We start from the raw sequence: 21,472 nt of genomic DNA on the forward strand, positions 1-21,472 counted from the left end.
CGACGCCCGCGCCCGGTTCGGCCACGGTCTGCGAGTCAGTGGCTGAGCGGGTCCTTCCTCCACCCGTGGCCGGTGGATTCACTGGCCGGGCGATCGACCGACGAGCGAGGAGCGGAAATGGCGAAGTGGACGACGGACGACCTGCCGGACCTGACCGGGCGGACGGTGGTGGTCACCGGGGCGGGCCGCGGCCTCGGGCTGATCACGGCGCGGGAGCTCGCCCGCGCCGGCGCCCGGGTCGTGCTGGGCGTGCGGGACGTCGGCAAGGCCCGCGCCGCGGTCGCCGGGCTGCCGGGCACCTTCGACGTCCGGCCGCTCGACGTCGCGGACCTGGCGTCGGTGCGGGCGTTCGCGGGCTCGTGGTCCGGCCCGCTCGACGTCCTGGTCAACAACGCCGGTGTGATGGACGTGCCCGCCGCGCGGACGGCCGACGGGCTCGACCGGCAGACCACCACCAACCACACCGGCCCGTTCCTGCTGACGAACCTGCTGCTCGGGCACGTCACCGACCGGGTCGTGCACGTCACCAGCCAGCTGCACCGCCGAGGCGAGCTCGACCTCGGCGACCTGGACTGGCGGACCCGGGCCTACCACGGGATGGCCGCCTACCAGGCGTCGAAGCTGGCGGTGGTCCTGTTCTCCCTCGAGCTGCAGCGGCGGCTGGACGCGGCGGGCAGCCCGGTCCGCTCGGTGCTGGCCAGCCCGGGGATCGCCCGCACCGCGCTGGCCGCGCATTCGCGGTCGAACGTCGTCAACCGCTTCAGGTTCCTGACCAACTCACCGGAACAGGGCGCGCTGTCGGTGCTGTACGCCGCCACCGCGGACGTCCCCGGCAACGCCTACGTCGGGCCGGCCGGACCGGGCGGCCTGCGCGGCGGGCCGGCGGTGCGCCGGGCGGGCAAGGCCGGCCTCGACGCGGCCCTGGCCCGCCGCCTGTGGGACGCGACCGCCGGCCTCGTCGAAGCGGCAGCCCGGTAGAGCCGATCGCCGCCGGCCTTCGTGCGCGGAGGAGATCCAGGCGCCGGGTGCGGCACTCCGCAGGCGGCACCCGCGTGGGGTGACGGCCGGTGCGGCCGGTGCTAGGCCGGTGGGACCCGGTTCGCGGGCGACGCCCGATCCGCGCGGTCGAACTCGCGCGGAAGCTCCCCGACTTGCGGCTCCGCACGCGACACGCCCGCCGGGCAGCCCGGTAGGAATTCCGCGTTTTCTCGTATCGGGCACCCGTACCTCCTACTCTCACAGGAGTGGACGGCATCGACAGTCTCCGGCACGCCATCGAGACCATTCCCATCCCCGGCGCCCCGCCCCGCCTGTCGCGGCAGGGCGCCGCGGTCGGGCTGGCCCTGCTCGACACCTCGTTGCGGCTCAACCACGTGCGCCGGCTCACCGAACGGCTCACCGTCGTCGAGCACGGGACCGCCCGGCGCAGCACCGAGGTCGACGTCAGCCTCAAGCTGCTCGACGAAGGCCAGCGGCAGGCGACCGCGCAGCTGCAGGACCTCATCGGCCGCGAACACGGCGAGCGCGCCGCCTCGCGGCCCGCGCGGCAGCGGTCGCTGTGGGTGCCGCTCGCCCGGCTGCCGCGGCGGGACGTCTCCCCCGTCGACGTCTTCGACAGCTCCGGCCAGAAGCTGCCGCGGCTCACCCAGCACGAGGCGTCCCGGCTCGTCGCCGCCGGGCTTTACCGGCTGCTGCGCGGGATCCTCGCCGGGGACGAGAACGCCCAGACCGCCAAGCACGAGCTCAACACCTTCCTGTTCCAGGTGCACGAACCCCGCTGGCTCATCCAGCAGGCGCTGCTGACGCTGCTCACCGAACGGAACCACCCGGACGAGGAGTTCACGCTGGCCCCGACCGGCGGCACGGTCCCCGGCTACGGCCGCCAGTGCCGCGAACTGGCGCTGGACATCCTCGCCGGCTGTTCCGACCTGCTGGTCGAATACGCGTACCTGCTCAACGTCGCGGTCCGCGACTACATGCTGGTGGTCGCCCTCGACGACTCGGTGGAGGAACACCGGCTCAGCTACGAAACGCCGTTGCACGTCGACGCGCGGCGGCCCGCCGCGCAGGAGCAGTGGCGGCGGCTCGCCTCCAGCCGCCGCGGGTACGTCGTGAGCTACGAGACGACGATCCCGGCGACGCTGAAGTCCTACCACCTGGTGGCCGGCACCGCGCCGGAGGCGGAGATCTCGCGGATGTACCTGTCCACCGACGCCGACTCCCACCTGGTCGACGGTCTCGCCGACGACCTGGTCTCGCTGGCCGAACGGCAGGACGCCGCTCCGTTGCAGGAAGCCGACGGCGCGCGGCACAAGATCCTCGAGCTGCAGGCGCAGACCGTGCTGCGGCGCCTGGCCGACCTGCTGCGGCGCCGCAAGTGGGAGGCCGGCCAGTCCGGGGTCGAGCTGTCCCCGCGCAGCCTGCCCGCCTGCCACCGGCTCGCCGCCGCGGCCACCACCGGCGAGGCGGTCCGGACCGGCACCAACGAACTGGACAACTCGCTGCGGCGGCACCCGGAGTTCACCGCCGCGAACCTGCGCGAGGCCGCGCGCGAACTGACCGACCGGGAGTTCGGGCAGGACCTCGTGCTGGTCAACGGCATCGCGGACAACGAGGCGCGAGCGTACTGGCGCCGCTCCGGCGGCCGCGACCCGCGCGGCGACCACGTCCGGGTGCGCGCGACGCTCGTGCTCAAGGACTCCACGAAGTCCGGCCCGCTCAACGTGACGTTCTACGCCCTCGCCGTCGCGGCGGTCTCGTTCGTGCTCGGCTGGATGCTCGTGGGCAGCCCGTGGCCCTACGGCCGGGCCGCCACCGACGCGCTCGGCCACATCGGCGACGGCCAGTCCGTGATCACGATGCTGCTGCTGTTGCCGGGTTTCCTCTACAGCCGCCTGTCGCTGCCGCCCCGCCGGACCGTGCTCGGCTACCTCGGGACGTTGCCGCAGGCGCTCGTCCAGCTGAGCATCGCGGCCGTCGCCGCGTTCGCCGCGGCCGTCGCGACGCAGAGCCGCGGCGAAGTCGTGCAGACCACGCTGACCGTCGCGGTGGCGCTGCCGGTGCTCGCCGCGCTGGTGCTGTTCGGCCAGGCGTCGTGGCGCGAGTCGGCGATCCCGTTGTCCCGCATCGGGGCGCCGCGGTGGGCGGGCACCGGCGCGTGGGACCGCCGCAAGCCCCTCGAGGCCGACGTCCGGTTCGACTCGTCCGGGGGGTGGTGAAGGTGCGCAGCCAGCGCGTCTCCGTGCGGAACGTGGCCGACCTCGCGCGGGCCGGCTTCGAAATCGCGCGGCAGCCGGTGACCAAGGTGGACTTCGAGGTGCACCACGCGCTGGCCCGCCACGGCTACCTGCGCGACCTCGTGTCGGCGGACACCGACGGCGCGGTGTTCCTCGAGACGCTGTGCTCGGCCACGAACGGCGCCGGTGTCGTGATCGGCACCCGCACTCGGAAACCCTTGGACGGCACCGAAGCCGTCGAGCACAGCGACGGCCGGCAGCCGGCGGAACGCCCGGAGGAGAACGCGGGTGGCTGGGTCTTCCACCAGACGACGTCCCCGAACCCGACGTTCATCTACGAGTCCGCGCAGACGTTCGAGGGCCTGATCGCGGTCGACCCGGGTGCGCGCGAGGTCTGCGAGTGGCACGGCCTGGCCGTCCGCGACCTGGTGCGGGAGATCGCCGACGCGGCGGCGGGGCTGATCGACGCGCCGCTGCTGTCGCTGCAGTGCCCGGCCCAGCTGCCGACGATCGTGAAGACCCGCAACCACGACCTGCGCACGCGCAAGGAGGTGGCGCCGCCCTGCGCGTCGCTGGCGGTCCGGTTCGCGATCGCGCTGCGCGACGTGTCCGCGGCGGCGCGGTTCGAGCTGGCCGACCGGTTCCGGGAGCTGTGCGAGAAGCACGGGTTCAGCTTCTGGCTCGCCGACACGCGGCCGGGGCACCGGCAGGGCAACTGGTTCGAGGTCTACCACGCTGACGGCGAGTTTTCCCCGCTGTACAAGGGAGATCTCCGGTCCCGCCAGCGCATCGGCACGTGCCTGCCGGTGACGTTCGTCGGCCCGGCGCGGATCGGCTCGACGCACGCGATCGTGTCGTTCCTGCAGCGCTACCCGCAGGTCGGGGTGGTCGGCTGCGCGGGCACGACGCTGTCGGACGTGGCGTTCGTCCACCTGCAGCTGTCGGTCCAGGGCGTGGCGGCCGACCGGCTCAACCGCATCCTGACCAAGCTCCTCGGCGAGTCCTCGACCCCGGCCCGGCCGCAGAAGCTGCTGCGCGAGCTGTTCAAGCGGCTGGGCCTGCCCCCGGACCCGGAGGAGGCAGGCGGGTCGTTCGCCGACCCGACGGCGGACTACCAGACGTTCGCGGGCCCGGCGCTGCCGTACCGCCCGTACCAGATGCCGGAGAGCATGGCGGTGTGGGTGTCGTGGGAGATCGCCCGCCAGCACCGGGGTTTGGCGGCGCCGCTGGAGTGCCTGTACCGGGCGCTGGCCCAGGTGGCCTCGGCCGGGGATTCGGCCACGGTCGAGTACCTGATCTGCCGCGCGACGGAGCAGTCGGTGGTCCGGGGCAAGGCGAAGCTGGCGGTGCCCAAGTCGGTGTTGAAGCAGTTCGCTTCGGGTGGTGTCGAGCTGCCGGCGTCCAAGCTGTGCGCGTCGCTGGAGGAGGCGTGGAAGGCACAGGTGGACCGGTCGGGGGTGGACGGGGTGAGCGAGTTGACGGTCGCGTGGCGCGAGTCGTGGCTCGGCCACTGGACGTACTCGTGACCCCCCGCGGCTCGCCGGGCTACCGCGCGGCGCCGAGGTAGAGGACGACCCCGAGACCGAGCAGGATCAGCGGGATGACCACCAAGGTCCAGGTCAGCAGCCGCTTCAGCTTGTAGACGGCCACCAATGTCTCGTACTTCATCTGGAGGTCGGCTTCGTCGGCATCGTCCGCCTCGAGGATCCGGCTGACGACCTGATCCATTTCCGTGCCGGGCCGCACCTCGTGGGCGGCCATGATGCCGAGCTGCGCGAGTGTTTCGGCCATCGCGGTGATCTCCTGTCGGTTCGTCTGCCTTCCGCAGTCGCCGACGGCAGGGCGACCGTTACGACCGTCCTCACAAGGTCAGCACCACCTTGCCGTGGACGTGGCGGCTCGCCTGCAGTTCCACCGCCTCGCGCACCCGTTCGAGCGCGAACGTCGCCGCGATCGGCACCACCAGGTCGCCCGACAGGATCGCGTCCGTGATCCGCTTCAGCTCGGCCGGCCCCGCGTCGACGCCACCCGTGGCGCGAACCCCGCCTGGCGGATTGGGACCCGCCGCGATCGTCGAGATCCGCTCCGGCGGGATGCCGAGCGACAGCGCCGCCGAGGCCGTTTCCGTGCCGAACAAGTCCGTTGCCGCGGTCGGCGAGAACGACCTGACCCGGTCCGCCAACCCCGGACCGTACGCAACCGGTGAAGCACCCAGCTCCCGCAGGAAGTCGAACGTCTCCGCGGAAGCCGTGCCGATCACCCGCGCGCCCGCCAAGCGCGCCAGCTGGACCGCGAACACCCCCACCCCGCCCGCCGCGCCGCCGATCAGGACCGTGTCGCCGCGCTTCAAGCCGATCGCCGCCAGCGCCGCTGCCGCCGTCAGGCCCGCCACCGGGAGCGTGGCCGCCACGACGTCGGAAATCCCGGACGGTGTCGGCCAGAGCGTCGAGGCCGGCGTCGGCACCACCGCGAAGTCCGCCGCCGCCCGGGCCATCGCCCCGCCGAACACGCGCTGCCCCACCGAAAAGCCCGTGGCACCGTCGCCGACCTCGTCGACCATCCCCGCCAAGTCGTAGCCGAACCCCGACGGCACCGTCACGCCGAACTGCGCCGCCAGGTTCGCGTGCGCCGCCAGGCCCCAGTCCATCGGGTTCAGGCCGGCCGCCGCCACCCGGACGCGGATCTCGCCCGGCCCCGCGTGCGGCTCCGGCACCTCGCGCACTTGCAGGACTTCCGGACCGCCGAACTCCTCGTAAACGACCGCACGGCTCACTGAGCCACCTCCAGAGTGATAAGACTTGGTCCCATCACCGTACACGAGCTGACGGGACCAAGTCCCGTACACTCGGGAGCATGGCCCGTTGGCAGCCTCACGCCCCGGAGCGGCTCGTCGTCGCCGCGCTCGACCTGTTCGAGGAACGCGGCTACGAAAGCACCACCGTGATCGAGATTGCCGAACGCGCCGGGCTGACGAAGAGCACCTTCTTCCGGCACTTCCCGGACAAGCGCGAGGTGCTCTTCGGCGGCGACGCGATGGCCGGCCTGCTCGCCGGCGGCATCGCCGACGCGCCCGCCACCGCCACTCCGCTCGAAGCCGTGGCCCACGCCCTCGACGTCGTCGGCCGGGAAGCCTTCACCGCCGAGCGCCGCGAGTTCAGCGCCCGGCGGCGGGTCGTCATCGCCGCCAACCCGGAACTGCGGGAACGCGAAGCCCTGAAAGGGCTCGGGCTCACCGCGGCGATGGCCGAAGCCCTCGAAGAGCGCGGTGTCCCCGATCCAGCCTCACGCGTGGCCGCCCAGCTCGGCGCGCTCGTCATGGCGCTCGCCTACGAACGCTGGTGCGGCCCCGCCGAAGAAACCGCCTTCGGCGAGGCCGTCCGCCAAGCCCTGCACCAGGTCCGGGCCGCTACAGCAGCTTCCTGACGTCGTTGGCCCGGGCACCGGCGGTGGGAGCGCCGCCGATGTCCGACTCGATCGCCGCCGTCACGATGCGGTTGCGGTCACCCGAGGACAGCACCCCGCTGCCGACCAGCTCCTGGGTCACCGCCTTCACGTGCTTGACGAACCGGTCGTGCGACGCGTACTCCGCGTTCGCGTCGATGACGTCGTTGAGCGTGCAGCCGTTGCCGATGTCGATGTTCACGACCTGGCTGTCGATCTCGCCGATCACCACGGTCTCGCGGGTGTCGGAGACCGGGCACGCGTCCGGCGGCGGCGGGGCCGCGACCACCGTGAACGTCCCCGGCGCCTCCGCCGAGACGTTGCCGGCGACGTCGGTGGCCCGTGCCCGTACCGTGTGCTCGCCCAGCGCGGTGATCACCACCGGCGTGGCGTACCGCGTCCACGCTCCACCGTCCACTGTGTACTCGATCGAAGCCACGCCGGACTCCGGGTCGACGGCGGTCAGCGTCACGGTCGCCCGGCCGACGAAGTCCCAGTTGCCGTCCTGGTCGCCCGTCACCCCCATGGAGATCACCGGTGCGGTCGTGTCCCCGCCCGCGACCACCGTGAACGCCACACTCCCCTCGGGAGACGCGTTCCCGGTGACATCCCGGGCGCGGTAACCCACCGTGTGCGCCCCGGCCGAAGTGACCTGGACCGGCGCGGAATAGGCCGCCCACGCTCCACCGTCCACTTTGTACTCCACCGCGGCGACGCCGGACCCGGCGTCCGAAGCCGTCACCGTCACCACGGCCTTGCCGACGTAGTTGCCGTCCGCGTCCTGGGTTCCGGTCACCGCGGCGGAAACCGTCGGCGCCGTCGTGTCGCGCTTGACCACCGTGAAGCTCGACATGCCCTCCGGGGACGTGTTGCCGGCGGCATCGGTCGCCCGGAAGTGGACCATGTGCGCCCCCGCCCCGGTCACCGCGACCGGTGCCGAGTACGCCGTCCACGCGCCCCCGTCCAGCTGGTACTCCACCGAAGCGACCGTGGAGTCCGCGTCGGTCGCCGTCAGGGTGACCGTGGCGACGTCGAGGTAGTTGCCCGCCGAATCCCGGTCACCGGAGAGGGACGCGGTCACCGTGGGCGGGGTCGTGTCGCCCTGCCCCTCGACGACCGTGAAGTGCTCCATCCCTTCCGGAGACGTGTTCCCGGCGACGTCGGTGGCCCGGTAGTGCAGCATGTGCATGCCCACCGCGGACACCACCACCGGCGCCGCGTACGTGGTCCACGAGCCGCCGTCGAGCTGGTACTCGACCGAGGCCACGCCGGAGCCCGCGTCGGTCGCCGAGAGCGAAACCGTGGCCGACTCGATGTAGTTGCCGGACGAGTCGCGGTTACCCGCCACCAAAGCCGTCACCGTCGGCGCGGTGGTGTCGCCGCCACCGTCGGAGACGACGAACTCCCCCACCATCGAAGTGTGGCCCGGGATCGTGCAGAAGTACCGGTACTTGCCCGGCGTGAGCGTCACGACGGCTTCGTGCCGCCCGTTCTGCGGGTCGAAGGGGTTGGCCAGGATGTTCAGCGAGACGTCGTGGTTGTAGCCCGGCGTCGAGGTGTCGAACGTCAGGGTGTGCGACATCCCGGTCGTGTTGCCGGTGGCTTCGCTGTTCTCGAAGACGATCGTGGTCTCGCCCGGCAGCGCGCCACTGGGCGCGGACGCGTATTCGGTGGTGCTGTTGTTCCCGGTCCAGGTCAGCGTCTGGACCGGCGCCGCCAGCGCCGCCGCCGGGGTAGCCAGCCCGAGCACCGCCAGAAGAGCCGTCAGCAGCACGGCTATCGGTCGTGGGGACATCGCGGGGAACCCTTCCTGGGAGAAGGATGGGGGGCCGGGCGTACCCGGCCCCCCATCGCGCTACAGCTGCCGCACCCGGATGTTGCGGAACTCGGTCAGGTCGTTGTCGCTGTGGTTCTGCAGCCCGATGAACCCGCTGACGAACTGCCGCAGGTCGGTCGGCGGGTCACCCGCGCGCGACGACTGCTGGCCCGGCGTGTTATCGAACTCGTTGATCACCACGCCGTTGCGGATCATCGTGTAGTGCTGCCCGACGACCTTGATCTCGTACTCGTTCCAGGTCCCCTTCGGCCGCGCGCCCGCCTGGTCCAGCGTGCGCGGGTCGAAGTTGTAGACCGACCCGGTCTTCTGCGGCTCGCCGCTGTCGCCGTCGTAGATCTGGATTTCGTGACCGCAGTAGATGGCCACCCACGCCTGCGACGTCCGCGCCGAGCCGACCGTCCCGCAGCTGCCCGGCGGCCGCTGGTCGAGCGGTGTCCGCGGATCCGGGAAGCGGACGAACACGCCGCTGTTGGCCCGGTTCGGGTCCGGAGCGATGTCCTTGAACTGCACCTTCACCGAGAAGTTCCCGAACTGCCGCTGGGCGTACCACAGCATGCCCAGGCCGCCGGCCGAGCGGATCGACCCGTCGGGTTGCAACGTGAACTGACCCGATGGTGCTTGCTCCCACGCCCGCAGCGACGCGGCCGTGCCGTCGAACAGCGCCTCGTAGCCCGTGGTGCCCGGCTTCCCGATCGGCGACGCTTCGGCCGCCGCGTTCAGCTCGGCGACCTCGTCGGAGTTGAGCACCCCGAGGTCGTCGAGCGTCTCGGTGGCCTGCTCGACGTGGTTGACGAACGCCGCGTGGGTGGTCCACACGCCTTCGTCGTCGATGAAGTCGTCGACCGTGCAGCCACCGCCGGCGTTGCGGTTGACCACCTTCGTGATGCTGTCGCCCAACGTCACCACCGGGCTCGGATCGGCCACCGCACACCCGACGTTCACCGCGGTCCGGGTGGTCACCGCCTCACCGTCCGCGTAGGTGACGGTCAGCTTGGCGGTGAAGAGGCCGGTGCGCGGGTAGGTGTGGCGCGGGTCGGCCTGCGTCGACACCGAGCCGTCGCCGAACTCCCAGCGGTAGGACACACCACCGGACTTCGAGCCGGTGAACGCCGCCGTCAGCGCCTTGTTCTGCACCATCGTCGACGCCGCCGCCGGAGCGGGGGTCGGCGCGCCGCCCGTGTAGCTGATCTTCAGCAGCTTCTGGTTGGCGTCGAGGGAGAAGAACCCGTTGCCGTAGTCCAGGACGTACAGCGCGCCGTCCGGCCCGAACTTGGCGTCCATCCAGCTCTGCACCCGGGTGTCGCCGGCCCCGCCCGGGATGATCTGGCGGAACGTCTCGGCGAACACCGGCGGCTGGTGCGTCGGCACGCCCGCCGGGTCGACGGTCACCGCGACGCGGTTCTGCGCGTTGGACTCGTCGCCGATGAACCACTTGTTGTCCCAGTACGCCGGCCACGCGACGCCGCTGTTCGTGTTGACCAGCGAACGGTGGTACGTCGGCCCGGACATGACCGCCTGCCCGCCGCCCCGCAGGTACGGCTGGGTGTAGGTGGCGTCCGCCGCGTTGTACGTCGGGATCGACGAGCCCGGCCGCTTCGGGAAGACCGGGCCGCCGCCGTCCGGCGAGTACCAGATCATGTTGTCCTTGATCGGCGGCAGGTTCACCAGGCCCGTGTTGCGCGGCGAGGTGTTGACCGGGTTGTCGCAGTCGTACCAGCCGGTCAGCTCCGCGGCGTTGGTGCTGCTGCGGTCGCGGTAGGGCTGCCGGTTGCCCATGCAGTACGGCCAGCCGTGGTTGCCCGCCTCGGTGATGATGGTCGCCGTCTCGTACTTCGCCGGGCCGAGTTCCGGGCTCGGCGAGGACGCGTCAGGGCCGACCCAGCCCGCGGTCATCCAGTTGTGCACCGGGTCGATCTGCAGCCGCGAGATGTTGCGGACGCCCATCACGTAGATCTCCGGGCGCGTCTTGTCCGCCGGCCCGTTCGGGAAGAGGTTGCCCTGCGGGATCGTGTAGGTCCCGTTCGCCTCCGGGTGGATGCGCAGGATCTTGCCGTCCAGGTCGTTCGTGTTGCCCGCCGTGCGGCGCGCGTCCTGGAACGAGATGCCCTTGTAGTCGAGCGTCCAGTTGTTGCCGGAGTAGCCGTTCGAGCCGCCCGAGGAGTTGTTGTCCCCGGACCCGATGTAGAGGTTGCCGTCCTTGTCGAACGCCATGCCGCCGCCGGCGTGGCAGCAGCTGTGGATCTGCACGTCCCAGGACAGCAGGTCCTTGCGGGTGGCCTGGTCGAGGGTCTGCGCGGTCAGGTTGTAGGTGAACCGCGAGACCGTGCGCTTGCCGATCCGCTTGTCGCGGTCGATCGACTCGTGCGGCATCCAGTAGGCGTACATGTAGCCGTTCTCGGCGAACTTCGGGTCCAGCGTCAGCCCGAGCAGGCCCTCTTCGTTCTTGACGAGCTCGTCACCGCTGCCCCGGTTGCCCATCACGCGCAACGTCGTGAGCAGCTTGGGCTTCTTGGTGACCGGGTCCCACTGGTGGATCGTGCCGCAGCCGAGGCCGACGTTCGGGTCGTCCCAGCTCACGACCGGCCCGGTCGGGCAGGCCGCCTTGCCGATGTAGAACACCTTGCCGTCCGGGGCGATGGTCAGCCCGTGCGGCTCGCCGATCTGGTCGAGCTGCCCGGCGGCGTTCTTGCCGGTCAGCTTCTCGACCTTGTAGTTCGCGGCGATGCCGGCCTGGCAGTCACCGCGGACCATGCCGGTCGTCCAGCGCAACGCGCCGAGCAGGTGCTTGCGGAACTGGTCTTCGCCGTAGGACCCCTCGGTGCGGCCCATGCCGGTGTAGAAGGAGCGGCCGCCGTCGTAGTCGCGGCACCAGGAGATCGGGTGGAACGCGCCGTTCGCGCCGACGCCCGGCTGGTAGCCCTTCTCCTCGACCTGCGCGACCGTGTGGACGGTCCCGACCGGGTTGGTCTCCCAGTTGAGCCAACGGTCGGTGCGCGTCCAGTTCTGCGGCAGCCCGGCGGTGGCCGGGTGCTGCGCGTCGAGGACGTCGATGACGGCCTGCTGCGGCGCCGGCTCGGGCGGCGGCGGGGTCGTCGAGGTGTCCTTGAACAGCTTGAGGTCGGCGAGCTGGATGAGGGGCTCACCCGAGTTCGCGGTGATGTTCAGCCGGTAGTTCGGGTACACCGTCGTGTTGGCGAAGGTGAAGGTCCGGGTCTGGAACCGTTCCTGGAAGACCTCGTTGGTGCGCGTGTCCAGGTCGACCCAGGTGCTCCCGTCCGCCGAACCCTGCAGGGTCCAGTTCTTCGGGTCGCGGCCGGGGAAGTCGTTGGCCGATACCAGGGAGTAGCTGCTGACCGCGACCGGGGCGGCCATCTTGTAGGCCGCCCAGCCGGTGGTCGCGAACGTCAGCCACTTGGTGTTTTCGTTGTTGTCGGCCAGTTTTTCCTTGGTCTCGTTCGGCGGGTTCTCCGCGCTCGCGGTCACCGACGCCACCGCTTCGGGCGTCGGGCGGGCCCCGACCGGGCGGGCCCCGATCAGGCCGCTGAACCACTGGGACGAGTCCTGCGCGCGGGCCGCGTCGGAGATGCCGAGGAACCCGCCGCCGGCCTTCATGTACGCCTGCAGCGCGCCTTCCTGGTCACGGCTGAGCGTCACGCCCTGCGCGGACAGGTAGACGACCCCGCGGTACTTCGCGAGGTTGGCGGTGCTGAACACGGCGGGGTCCGAGGACGCCGTCACCGTGATGCCGTTGTCCGTGCCCAGCCGCGCGATCGCGTCGGCCGCGCGCAGCACCGGGTCCTTCTGGTCCGCCGCCGCGCCGTGGAAGACCAGCACGTTGACGGGCACGTTCACCGCGGCGGGCGCGGCCTGCGCCACCGGCATCGTGATCAGCGGGGCCCCGGCCGCCAGGACCGAGCCGATGGCGAGCACGAGCGCCCCGCGCCTTCCGAACCACCGTTTTCTCATAGCTCCCGTCCTCATGCGTGCGTCCGTCCGTCCGGGTTCATGTCGTGCCCGGAGTGGTCATGCAGCTTGAACCGGTCGATCGCTTCCTGTGCCCCGTCGGGGAGGCTGCCGTCGGCGTTGCGGACCAGGAACAGGCCCACCATCCCGCCGTCGGAGTGGGTCTGGACGTGGCAGTGGTACATCCACACCCCCGGCCCGACGCCCTCGCCGGCGATCACCTGGAAGCCGAACGAGCTGCCCGGGTCGAGGTTCTTGTTGTCGACGGTCTGGGCGTTGTCGCTCGCACCGCTCAGCATCCCGGTGCGGGTGTCGGCCCAGCGGTGGGCGTGCAGGTGGAACGTGTGCGGCAGGCTGCCGTACCCGACGCACACCCATTCGACGCGCTCGCCCAGCCGCGCCTCGAGGATCGGCGTGTCGGGCGCCATCTTGTGGTTGATCATCATTTCGTTGAACACGACGGTGTACTGCCTGCTCGGCAGCAGGTCGCCGCGCTTGCGCACGATCAGCCCGCCGTAGAGCCCGCGCGCGAGACCCGCGGTGCCGTGGTCGGTGCCCATCGCGTGGTCGTGGTAGTGCCAGTAGCCGGCGTTGCCCGGCATCCAGAACCCGCCGCCGGCGTCGTACCGGGCCCGCGTCTTCCAGGTGTAGGTCCGCGTCTCGCCCGGCTTGTTGAACGACGCGTTGAGCGGCGCCCCGTCGGACCCGGTGTCGTAGTTGACGCCGTGCGGGTGGATCGACAGCCGCTGGTCGGTCCGGTTGACCAGTTCGATCTCGAGGGTGTCGCCCTCGTAGATCTCCAGCAGCGGCCCCGGGATCGTGGCCTTGCCCGGCTCGAGGCCGTAGCCGTAGAGGCCGCCGGGCAGGGCTTCGGCGTAGATGGTGATCTGGCGGTTCAGGCCCGCCGCGTAGGCCGAATCGGCCATCCCGACCGCGGGCACGAGGACGCCCGCGGCGGTTCCGGCCAGCATCGACCGACGTGACACTCGCATGCGAAATTCCCCCGGGGTCTCAAAAACGCACGGTGCGGAGGTACTCGAAGCCGACCTTGGCGGTGTTCAGCGGGTCGGCCGGCTGGTCGTGCTCGACGATGTACTCGCCGATGTTGTGGCAGGACGCGGCGAAGATGCGCGGGAAGTTGATCACCCCGGCGCCGGGGTCGACCATCTGCCCGTCCGCGGTCCGGTCCTTGACGTGGTACTGCGTGACGCGCGGGTAGTTGCGCCGGAACAGCTCGACCGGGTCCGCGCCGCCGTTCACCGCCCAGAACAGGTCGATCTCCAGGTGCACGAGCCGCTTGTCCGTCTTCGCGGTGAGGACGTCGTAGGGAACCACGCCGCCGATCGGGGCGAACTCGTGGTCGTGGTTGTGGTAGCCGAGCGCGAGCCCGGCCTTCTTGAAGGCGACCGCGGCGGTGTTCATGCGGCCCGCGAAGGCCTCCCACTCGGCGATGGTGCCGAAATTCGCGTACGGCACCACGACCGAGCGGTTGCCGAGGACCTTCGCGTCGGCGATGACCTGGTTCAGGTCGCCGTCGATGCCCACGTGCGTCGAGGAGGCCTTGATGTGGTTGCGGTCGAGGATGGCGCGGAACTCGGTCGCGCTGCGGCCGTAGGTCCCGGCCAGCTCGACCTTCCGGTAGCCGATGTCGGCCAGCGCGGAAAGCGTGCCTTCGGGGTCGTTCTGGAGCAGGGAACGCAGGGAGTAGAGCTGGATGCTGATCTTGTCGACCGGGACCCGTTGCCGGGCCGCCGCCGCGCTCGCGGTGCCGGGCAGGGCCACCGCCGCGGCCCCCACCGTGAGGGCCGCTGTCGCCACGTTCAGGAACGTTCGTCGGGAGTGTTGCTGCTCTGGCAGGTCACCGCACATGGAACTCCCTCATCTCTGGTTGCTGAAAGCCGCGTCGAAAGCCGCCGACGGCTGGTCGAACAGGTGCTCGCGCAGGTACTTCACCGCCTCCGCCGCGCCCCGGAGCCGGTCCATCCCGGCGTCTTCCCACTCCACCGAGATCGGGCCGGTGTAGCCGATCGAGTTCAGCGCCCGGAAGCAGTCCTCCCACGGGACGTCGCCGTGGCCGACGGACACGAAGTCCCAGCCCCGCCGCGGGTCCGCCCAGGCCAGGTGCGACCCGAGCCGCCCGTTGCGGCCGTCGAAGCGCTTGCGGGTGTCCTTGCAGTCGACGTGGTAGATCCGGTCGGCGAAGTCGAGGATGAACCCGACCGGGTCGAGGTCCTGCCAGACGAAGTGCGACGGGTCCCAGTTCAGCCCGAACGCCGGCCGGTGGTCGACGGCCTCCAGCGCGCGCTTGGTCGTCCAGTAGTCGTACGCGATCTCCGACGGGTGAACTTCGTGCGCGAATCGGACGCCCACCTCGTCGAACACATCGAGGATCGGGTGCCACCGGCGAGCGAAGTCCGCGTAACCGTCATCGATGTCATCGCGCGAGACCGGCGGGAACATCGCCACGTACTTCCAGATCTTCGACCCCGTGAAACCGATTACCGTGTCGACGCCGAGCCTCGCCGCGGCCCGCGCGGTGTCGGCCATTTCGGCCGCCGCCCGCTGCCGGACGCCCTCGGGCTCACCGTCACCCCACACCCGGGCCGGGAGAATGGCTTTGTGCCGGGCGTCGATCGGGTCGTCGCAGACGGCCTGGCCGACGAGGTGGTTCGAGATCGCCCACACTTTGAGCCCGTGCTCAGCGAGCAGCGCCAAGCGGCCCGGCACGTAGTCCTCTTCGGACAGTGCGCGATCGACCTCGAAGTGGTCGCCCGAGCAGGCGATTTCCAGGCCGTCGTAGCCCCAGTCGGCGGCGAGCTTGCAGACCTCGGTGAACGGCAGGTCCGCCCACTGGCCGGTGAACAGCGTGACCGGACGGCTCATTTCTCCTCCTCCACCGCGGTCCACTTCGCTTCGGCGGCAGCGCTTTCCTCGACGGCGGCCAGCACGCGCTGGACGCGCAGGCCGTCGTCGAAGCTCGGCGTGGGGTCCGTGCCGGCACCGATGGCTTCCAGGAGGTCGGCGACCTCGTTGGTGAACGTGTGCTCGTAGCCGAGCAGGTGCCCCGGCGGCCACCACACCCCGACATACGGGTGGTCGGGCTCGGTGACGAGGATGCGGCGGAAACCCGCTTCGGTGCCGGTGCCCTCGTACCACTGCAGCTCGTTCATCGACTCGAAGTCGAACGCCAGGCTCGCCTTCGAGCCGTTGACCTCCAGCCGCATCGCGTTCTTGCGGCCGAGCGCGAACCGCGTGGCCTCGAAGCTCGCCACCGCTCCCCCGGACAGCCGCGCCAGGAACAGCGCGGTGTCGTCGACCGTCACGTCGTCGGTCCCGCCGGTTTCGGCCGGGCGTTCCTTCACGAAGGTGTTCGTCAGCGCCGAAACCCCGGTGACCAGCTCACCGGTGACGAACTGGGCGGCGTCGACGATGTGCGCGCCGAGGTCGCCCAGCGCGCCCGACCCGGCGGTCTCCTTCCGCAGCCGCCAGGTCATCGGCGCCTGCGGGTCGGAGAGCCAGTCCTGCAGGTAGACCGACCGGACGTGCCGGATCTCCCCGAGCGCCCCGCTCTCGACCAGTTTCCTGGCGTGCGCGAGCGCGGGCACCCGGCGGTAGTTGAACGCGACCATGGCCCGCACCCCGCGTTCGCGGGCCCGCCGCGCCGCCTCGGCCATCGCTTCGGCCTCCGCGACCGAGTTGGCCAGGGGCTTCTCGCACAGCACGTGCTTGCCGGCGTCCAGCGCGGCGATCGCGATCTCGGCGTGGCTGTCGCCCGGCGTGCAGACGTCGACCAGGTCGACGTCGTCCCGGGCGATCAGCTTCCGCCAGTCGGTCTCGACGGCCTCCCACCCGAACCGGGCCGCCGCGTCGCCGGCCCGGGACTCGTCCCGGCCGGCGAGCACGGCGAGCCTCGGTACCAGCGGCGGGTCGAAGAACCGGTGGACGCTGCGCCACGCGTGCGAGTGCACCGCACCCATGAACGCGTGGCCCACCATCCCGATCCCGATGGTTTCCCGTGCCGGGCTCATACCCCTCCTTCTTGCTGTGCCTGCGGAAGTCCGGTCAGGAGTCGAAGCCGACGTCGAGGTACTGGTCGACGTTCTCCTTCGTCACGACCGCCGAATACGTCGTGATCTCGGCCGGGATGTCGTGCTCGGCCAGGTCGCCGATCCCCTTGCCCTGCCCCAGCAAGCGGGCCAGCGCGACGGCCGTCGACGCCATCGACGGGCTGTAGAGCACGGTCGCCTTGATCGGCGACGAGTCCGCCTTGATCAGGTTCATCATGTTCTTCGAGCCGGCGCCGCCGACCATGATGAACTCCTTGCGGCCCGCGGTGTCGATCGCGGCGTTGACCCCGATGCCCTGGTCGTCGTCGTGGTTCCAGAGGGCGTCCAGCTTGGGCGCGCCCTGGAGCAGGTTCGCCGTCTGCTGCTCCCCGGACTCCGACGTGAACTGCGCCGAGACGCGCGGACCGACCTTGAACCCGGCGCGCCCCAACGCGTCCGAGAAGCCCTTGCTGCGTTCCTGGGTCAGCGGCAGCGAATCGATCCCGGCGACCTCGCCGATGATCGGGTTCGCGACGTTCTTCTTCTTGAGCTCCGCGGCGAGGTAGTTGCCCGCGTTGACGCCCATCCGGTAGTTGTCGCCGCCGATCCACGTTCTATACGCGAGCGGCGTGTCGAAGACGCGGTCCAGGTTGATCACCGGGATGCCGGCGTCCATCGCCTGCTGGCCGACCGCGGTGAGCGCCTTGCCGTCGAACGGCAGGATCACCAGGACGTCGACCTTGGCGTTGATCAGCGTCTCCACCTGGGAGATCTGCTGGTTGACGTCGTTGGTGCCCTCGGTGGCGTTGAACTTCACCTCACTGAACTTCTGCGCCTGGGCCTTGGCGTTCTTGGTGATCGCCGCGATCCAGCCGTGGTCGGCGGCCGGCGCGGAGAAGCCGATCGTGACCGGTTTTCCGGGCTGGGCGTTGTTGCCCGCGTTGGCGACCGGCGCGTTGGACTCCGAGTTCGCGGGCGTGTTCGACGTGCAGCCGGCCAGCAGCGCGCCGGCGCCGACGGCGGCCCCGCCCAGCAGGAATCCCCGGCGGCCGAGGAAGGGTTGTTCGGCCATGGTGAACCTCCATCGGTGGTGACTAACTACCGGTCCTGGCTTTCCGGGCCCGGAACTGCAAGAGCACGGCGAGCACGATGATCACGCCCTTGGCGATGTTCTGGATGTCGGTGTCCAGGTTGTTCAGCGTGAAGATGTTCGACAGCACCGTGAAGATCAGCACGCCGATGAGGGTGCCGATGAGCGAGCCGCGGCCGCCGGTCAGCAGCGTGCCGCCGATGACCACCGCCGCGATCGCGTCGAGCTCGTAGAACATGCCGTTGGTCGACGCGCCCGCCGTCGTCCGCGCGACGACCATGAGCGCGGCGATCCCGCAGCACAGCCCGGCGACCCCGTAGACGAGCGCGAGGTGGCGCTTGACGTTGATCCCGGCCAGCCGCGACGCCTCGGCGTTGCCGCCGACCGCGTACGTCCGGCGGCCGAAGGTGGTGCGGTTGAGCACGACCCAGCCGACCGCGAACACCAGCGCGAACAGCCAGATCAGCGTCGGGATGCCGAGGAAGCTGCCCCGGAAGAACGCGAGGAAGCCCTGGTCGGCGACGACCTGGGTGCGCCGGCCGCTGATGCGTTCGGCGAGCCCGCGGGCCGAGACGTACATCGCGAGCGTCGCGATGAACGGCACGACCTTGCCGTAGGCGACGAGGACGCCGTTGACCAGCCCGCAGCCGAGGCCGACCGCGAGGCCGCAGATCACCATCACGAACGGCCCGTAGGACTGCGTCGCCAGGGTCGTCAGCCAGACCCCGGCCAGGCCGACCATCGACCCGACGGACAGGTCGATGCCGCCGCTGATGATCACGAACGTCATCCCGACGCTGACCACGCCGATCGCGGCGGCCAGCCGCAGGATCGTCGAGATGTTGCTTTCGGTGAAGAACAGCTCCGGCCGGGTGAACTGCCCGACCAGGCACAGGACGACGAGCACGCCGGCCAGGCCGAGCAGCCTCGGGTCGGCGGAGAAGGAGAAGCGTTTCCGTTCGACGGGAAGCGCTTCCTGTGGCGGTGCTTGCGTTTCGGTCATGCCGCGCTCCCCTCGAGAATCACGTCGAGCACCTCGGCCTCGGTCAGCCCGGCCGACGGCCGGTCGGCGAGGACACGGCCCTCGCGCAGCACCAGCACCCGGTCGGACAGCCCGAGCACCTCGGGGATTTCACTGGACACCAGCACGATCGCGACCCCGGTCGCGGCCAGCTCGTCGATCAGCCGGTACAACTCGGCCCGGGCGCCGACGTCGACACCGCGCGTCGGCTCGTCGAGCAGCAGCACCCGGCACCCGCGGACCAGCCACCGCGCGAGCACGGCCTTCTGCTGGTTGCCGCCGGACAAGGTGCGCACGATCCGCCGCGGGTCGGCGGGCCGCAGGTCGAGGCGGCGCAGGCTCGCGCCGGCGTCGTCGAGTTCGCGGCCGCGCTCGGAGAAGCCGAACTTCGCGTAGCGGCCGAGGCTCGCCAGGGTCACGTTGTGCACCACCGGCAGGTCCAGCAGCAGGCCCTGGCTCTTGCGCTCCTCGGGCGCGAGGCCGATGCCGGCCTTGACGGCGGCGCGGACGTTGCCGGTGCCGAGCGGTTTTCCCTGCACGGCAACGGTTCCGCGGTCGGCCTTGCGCGCGCCGAAGATCGTTTCGAGGATCTCGCTGCGGCCCGAACCGACCAGCCCGGCGATGCCGACGACCTCGCCCGCGTGGACGGTGAAGCTGACGTCTTCGAACTCGCCATTGCGGGTCAGGTCGGCGACTTCGAGCACCGGGGTGGTCTTGGCGTGGCCCTCGTGGCGCGGGCCGAAGACGGTCTCGACCTTGCGCCCGGCCATCAGGGCGACCAGGTCGGCGGTCGGCGTCTCGCGGGCGTCGAGTCCGGTACCGACGGTCCGGCCGTCTTTGAGCACGGTCACCCGGTGCCCGATCCGGCGCAGTTCCTCCAGGCGGTGGGAGATGTAGACGACCGCGACACCGTCGGCGGTCAGCTCGCCGACGATCCGGAAGAGGTTGTCGACCTCCTCGCCGGCGAGCGCGGCGGTCGGTTCGTCCATCACGAGCAGCCGGGCGTCGTGGGCGAGCGCGCGGGCCATCGAGACGAGCTGCTGCCCGGCGGCCGAGAGCTTGCCGACCTCGGTCGAGGGCCGGATGTCGGGGTGGCCGAGCCGCGCCATCAGGCGGGCGGCCTCGTCGCGGGCCTGCGAGATGCGCGTGAAGCCGAAGCGGGCGCGTTCGTGGCCGAGGAAGATGTTGTCCGCCACCGAAAGCCCGGGCACCAGGTCGAGTTCCTGGTACATGGTGGCGATGCCCAGGCGCAGGGCGTCGACCGGCGAGCCGAGCGTCACGGGTTCGCCCCGCCAGGTGATCTCGCCGGTGTCGGGCTGGTGCGCGCCGGCGAGGACCTTGATGAGCGTCGACTTGCCCGCGCCGTTCTGGCCGAGCAGGCAGTGCACCTCGCCCGGTTCGACGTCGAGGTCGACGCCGTCGAGGGCGCGGACGCCGGGGAACGTCTTCACGATCCCGCGGACGGACAGCAGACTCATACCGAAGCCTCCTCGACGAGAGTCGGGTTCGCGAACAGCCGCTCGGCGGCCAGGTGCGCGGCACCCCGCAGCGGGGCGCCCAGGCCGAGCCGGGACGGCACGATCCGGGCGTGACCGAGCGGCCGGGCGGCGAGCTCGACGCGGATCGGTTCCACCAGCCAGTCGCCGAGCTCGGCGAAGTACCCGCCGAGCACGACGACGTCCGGGTCGAGCACGTCGACCACAGTGGACAGTGCGACGCCGAGGGCGACGCCGAGTTCGTGGACCGCGGTGGCCGCGCGCTGGTCGCCGAGCCGGACGCGCTGCTTGAGCAGGGCGACGCGGCCGCCGACGCCGAGGGCGGGATCGTGCAGCGGGTCGCCGGGCGCGGCGGCCGCGCGCAGGACGGCGGCCAGGTTCGCCTTCGTCTGCAGGCAGCCGGTCCGGCCGCAGGAGCAGCGTTCGCCGGACGGGTCGACGGCGATGTGCCCGACCTCGCCCGCGAAGCCGCGCGCACCGCGCAGGATCGTGCCGCCGGAGACGAGCCCGCCGCCGACGGCGGTGCCGCCGCTGAGGTAGAAGAGCTCGCTCCCCACGCCGTCGACGGCTTCGGCGAGGGCCCCGAGGTTGGCGTCGTTGTCGACGGCGACGGCCTCGGCGGGCAGCCCCAGCCGGGCGGCCATCAGGCCGGCGATCTCGGCGTCCCGCCAGCGAAGGGCGGGAGCGAGCCGCAGCACGGCGGCGGCCGAGTCGACCAGCCCGGGCACGGAGACGGCGACCCCGACGGGGGTGCCGGGCAGCACCCGGCGGGCGAGGTGGGCGAGTTCGTCCATGCACCGGGGCAGCCCGAGCGCGGCGACGTCGACGACCTCGGCTCGTTCGGCGACCATCCGGCCCCCGAGATCGGTGACGACGGCGGACAGCCGGTCGGCCTCGATGCTCAGGGCGAGGGCGTAGGCGTCTTCGCCGTGGAGTTCGACGAGCCGGCTCGGCCGCCCGTTGCCGGCCCGGACCCCGGCGGCCCGGACGAGCCCGCGTCCGGCGAGATCGGCGAGCAGCCCGGGAAGGGCCGACTTCGCGATCCCGCACCGGGCGGCGAGCTGGGTCCGCGAGAGGGGGCCGGCACGGAGGGCGCGGAGGACGGAGGCGAGGTTGGCCGTCCGCGGGCTCGCCGGGTCGGCTCGCCTGGTCTCGGCCACGGTGCCCCCACTTGTGTCGTGTAGCGAGCGGACTTTGTCGCTCAGGCAGCGAAAGTAGGGTGGCGCGCATCACTCGTCAAGGTGATGGAGTTGGGGTTTGGCCGGTTTTCACCCGGATAGACGTGCGAAACCGGACAGACTTTCGGTTTGAAAGTGCGAAAGTCTGTCTGATTTTGACATTT

General features: G+C 71.1%; 16 protein-coding genes. 4 read left to right on the forward strand and 12 right to left on the reverse strand.

Features of this window, described 5'->3' with window-relative positions; all coding sequences use genetic code 11:
* The first annotated feature begins 117 nt into the window (after positions 1 to 117).
* The 3 genes from BLV96_RS09065 (at position 118) to BLV96_RS09075 (ending at position 4,762) form a co-directional block, all read left to right on the forward strand.
* Positions 118 to 978 carry an SDR family NAD(P)-dependent oxidoreductase gene (locus BLV96_RS09065; RefSeq protein ID WP_086675093.1) on the forward strand — a complete coding sequence of 287 codons (861 nt, stop codon included), beginning with the start codon at positions 118 to 120 and terminating at the stop codon, positions 976 to 978.
* A 266-nt stretch (positions 979 to 1,244) separates the two neighbouring features.
* Positions 1,245 to 3,218, forward strand: coding sequence for a hypothetical protein (locus BLV96_RS09070; protein WP_086675094.1), 1,974 nt, complete (start codon positions 1,245 to 1,247; stop codon positions 3,216 to 3,218).
* A gap of 2 nt (positions 3,219 to 3,220) precedes the next feature.
* Positions 3,221 to 4,762 carry a hypothetical protein gene (locus BLV96_RS09075; RefSeq protein WP_244180112.1) on the forward strand — a complete coding sequence of 514 codons (1,542 nt, stop codon included), beginning with the start codon at positions 3,221 to 3,223 and terminating at the stop codon, positions 4,760 to 4,762.
* Between the two features lie 19 nt (positions 4,763 to 4,781).
* On the opposite strand, the gene BLV96_RS09080 is transcribed toward BLV96_RS09075, so the two are convergent.
* Together BLV96_RS09080 and BLV96_RS09085 are read right to left on the reverse strand one after the other, a co-directional pair.
* Positions 4,782 to 5,027: a hypothetical protein gene (locus tag BLV96_RS09080; protein WP_086675095.1), complete on the reverse strand. Its 246-nt coding sequence runs from the start codon at positions 5,025 to 5,027 to the stop codon at positions 4,782 to 4,784.
* Positions 5,028 to 5,097: 70 nt separating this feature from the next.
* On the reverse strand, positions 5,098 to 6,009 hold the full coding sequence (locus BLV96_RS09085; RefSeq protein ID WP_086675096.1) for an NADP-dependent oxidoreductase: 912 nt from the start codon (positions 6,007 to 6,009) through the stop codon (positions 5,098 to 5,100).
* An 80-nt stretch (positions 6,010 to 6,089) separates the two neighbouring features.
* Between BLV96_RS09085 and BLV96_RS09090 the strand changes: the two genes are divergently transcribed.
* The gene (locus tag BLV96_RS09090) at positions 6,090 to 6,659 is read left to right on the forward strand and encodes a TetR/AcrR family transcriptional regulator (RefSeq protein WP_086675097.1); all 570 of its coding nucleotides are present in this window, start codon (positions 6,090 to 6,092) and stop codon (positions 6,657 to 6,659) included.
* On the opposite strand, the gene BLV96_RS09095 is transcribed toward BLV96_RS09090, so the two are convergent.
* The 10 genes from BLV96_RS09095 to BLV96_RS09140 are packed head-to-tail and all read right to left on the reverse strand — an operon-like array spanning position 6,643 to position 21,290.
* Positions 6,643 to 8,472 (reverse strand): OmpL47-type beta-barrel domain-containing protein, encoded by a 1,830-nt coding sequence (locus BLV96_RS09095; protein WP_086675098.1) that lies wholly within the window; start codon positions 8,470 to 8,472, stop codon positions 6,643 to 6,645. The two genes, BLV96_RS09090 and BLV96_RS09095, sit on opposite strands and share 17 nt — an antisense overlap.
* A 60-nt stretch (positions 8,473 to 8,532) precedes the next feature.
* Positions 8,533 to 12,480, reverse strand: coding sequence for a ThuA domain-containing protein (locus BLV96_RS09100; protein ID WP_086675099.1), 3,948 nt, complete (start codon positions 12,478 to 12,480; stop codon positions 8,533 to 8,535).
* Positions 12,481 to 12,491: 11 nt separating this feature from the next.
* Positions 12,492 to 13,469 (reverse strand): multicopper oxidase domain-containing protein, encoded by a 978-nt coding sequence (locus tag BLV96_RS09105; RefSeq protein ID WP_167379570.1) that lies wholly within the window; start codon positions 13,467 to 13,469, stop codon positions 12,492 to 12,494.
* Between the two features lie 19 nt (positions 13,470 to 13,488).
* Positions 13,489 to 14,346, reverse strand: coding sequence for a TIM barrel protein (locus BLV96_RS09110; RefSeq protein ID WP_086675101.1), 858 nt, complete (start codon positions 14,344 to 14,346; stop codon positions 13,489 to 13,491).
* A gap of 9 nt (positions 14,347 to 14,355) precedes the next feature.
* Entirely contained in the window at positions 14,356 to 15,360 is a 1,005-nt protein-coding gene (locus BLV96_RS09115; protein ID WP_086675102.1) for a sugar phosphate isomerase/epimerase family protein, read from the reverse strand.
* Positions 15,357 to 16,505, reverse strand: coding sequence for a Gfo/Idh/MocA family protein (locus BLV96_RS09120; protein ID WP_086675103.1), 1,149 nt, complete (start codon positions 16,503 to 16,505; stop codon positions 15,357 to 15,359). The genes BLV96_RS09115 and BLV96_RS09120 overlap by 4 nt, the downstream gene beginning before the upstream one ends.
* A 34-nt stretch (positions 16,506 to 16,539) precedes the next feature.
* Complete coding sequence (locus tag BLV96_RS09125; RefSeq protein ID WP_086675104.1) at positions 16,540 to 17,595, reverse strand: substrate-binding domain-containing protein; 1,056 nt, start codon at positions 17,593 to 17,595, stop codon at positions 16,540 to 16,542.
* 22 nt (positions 17,596 to 17,617) lie between these two features.
* The gene (locus BLV96_RS09130; RefSeq protein ID WP_086675105.1) at positions 17,618 to 18,616 is read right to left on the reverse strand and encodes an ABC transporter permease; all 999 of its coding nucleotides are present in this window, start codon (positions 18,614 to 18,616) and stop codon (positions 17,618 to 17,620) included.
* The gene (locus BLV96_RS09135; protein WP_086675106.1) at positions 18,613 to 20,112 is read right to left on the reverse strand and encodes a sugar ABC transporter ATP-binding protein; all 1,500 of its coding nucleotides are present in this window, start codon (positions 20,110 to 20,112) and stop codon (positions 18,613 to 18,615) included. Before BLV96_RS09135 ends, BLV96_RS09130 begins: the two co-directional genes overlap by 4 nt.
* A complete protein-coding gene (locus BLV96_RS09140) occupies positions 20,109 to 21,290 on the reverse strand; it encodes an ROK family transcriptional regulator (protein ID WP_086675107.1) in 1,182 nt (393 codons plus the stop codon). Before BLV96_RS09140 ends, BLV96_RS09135 begins: the two co-directional genes overlap by 4 nt.
* Between the last annotated feature and the right edge of the window lie 182 nt (positions 21,291 to 21,472).

The organism is Amycolatopsis pretoriensis (assembly GCF_900107925.1).
Classification (GTDB): Bacteria; Actinomycetota; Actinomycetes; order Mycobacteriales; family Pseudonocardiaceae; genus Amycolatopsis; species Amycolatopsis pretoriensis.

What these genes read in the sequence shown, in the direction of transcription:
- BLV96_RS09065 (WP_086675093.1), top strand. Translation starts at nt 118, where the DNA reads ATGGCGAAGTGGACGACGGACGACCTGCCGGACCTGACCGGGCGGACG.
- BLV96_RS09080 (WP_086675095.1), bottom strand. Translation starts at nt 5,027, where the DNA reads ATGGCCGAAACACTCGCGCAGCTCGGCATCATGGCCGCCCACGAGGTG.
- BLV96_RS09120 (WP_086675103.1), bottom strand. Translation starts at nt 16,505, where the DNA reads ATGAGCCCGGCACGGGAAACCATCGGGATCGGGATGGTGGGCCACGCG.
- BLV96_RS09110 (WP_086675101.1), bottom strand. Translation starts at nt 14,346, where the DNA reads ATGTGCGGTGACCTGCCAGAGCAGCAACACTCCCGACGAACGTTCCTG.
- BLV96_RS09095 (WP_086675098.1), bottom strand. Translation starts at nt 8,472, where the DNA reads ATGTCCCCACGACCGATAGCCGTGCTGCTGACGGCTCTTCTGGCGGTG.
- BLV96_RS09130 (WP_086675105.1), bottom strand. Translation starts at nt 18,616, where the DNA reads ATGACCGAAACGCAAGCACCGCCACAGGAAGCGCTTCCCGTCGAACGG.
- BLV96_RS09115 (WP_086675102.1), bottom strand. Translation starts at nt 15,360, where the DNA reads ATGAGCCGTCCGGTCACGCTGTTCACCGGCCAGTGGGCGGACCTGCCG.
- BLV96_RS09100 (WP_086675099.1), bottom strand. Translation starts at nt 12,480, where the DNA reads ATGAGAAAACGGTGGTTCGGAAGGCGCGGGGCGCTCGTGCTCGCCATC.
- BLV96_RS09125 (WP_086675104.1), bottom strand. Translation starts at nt 17,595, where the DNA reads ATGGCCGAACAACCCTTCCTCGGCCGCCGGGGATTCCTGCTGGGCGGG.
- BLV96_RS09135 (WP_086675106.1), bottom strand. Translation starts at nt 20,112, where the DNA reads ATGAGTCTGCTGTCCGTCCGCGGGATCGTGAAGACGTTCCCCGGCGTC.
- BLV96_RS09105 (WP_167379570.1), bottom strand. Translation starts at nt 13,469, where the DNA reads ATGCGAGTGTCACGTCGGTCGATGCTGGCCGGAACCGCCGCGGGCGTC.
- BLV96_RS09090 (WP_086675097.1), top strand. Translation starts at nt 6,090, where the DNA reads ATGGCCCGTTGGCAGCCTCACGCCCCGGAGCGGCTCGTCGTCGCCGCG.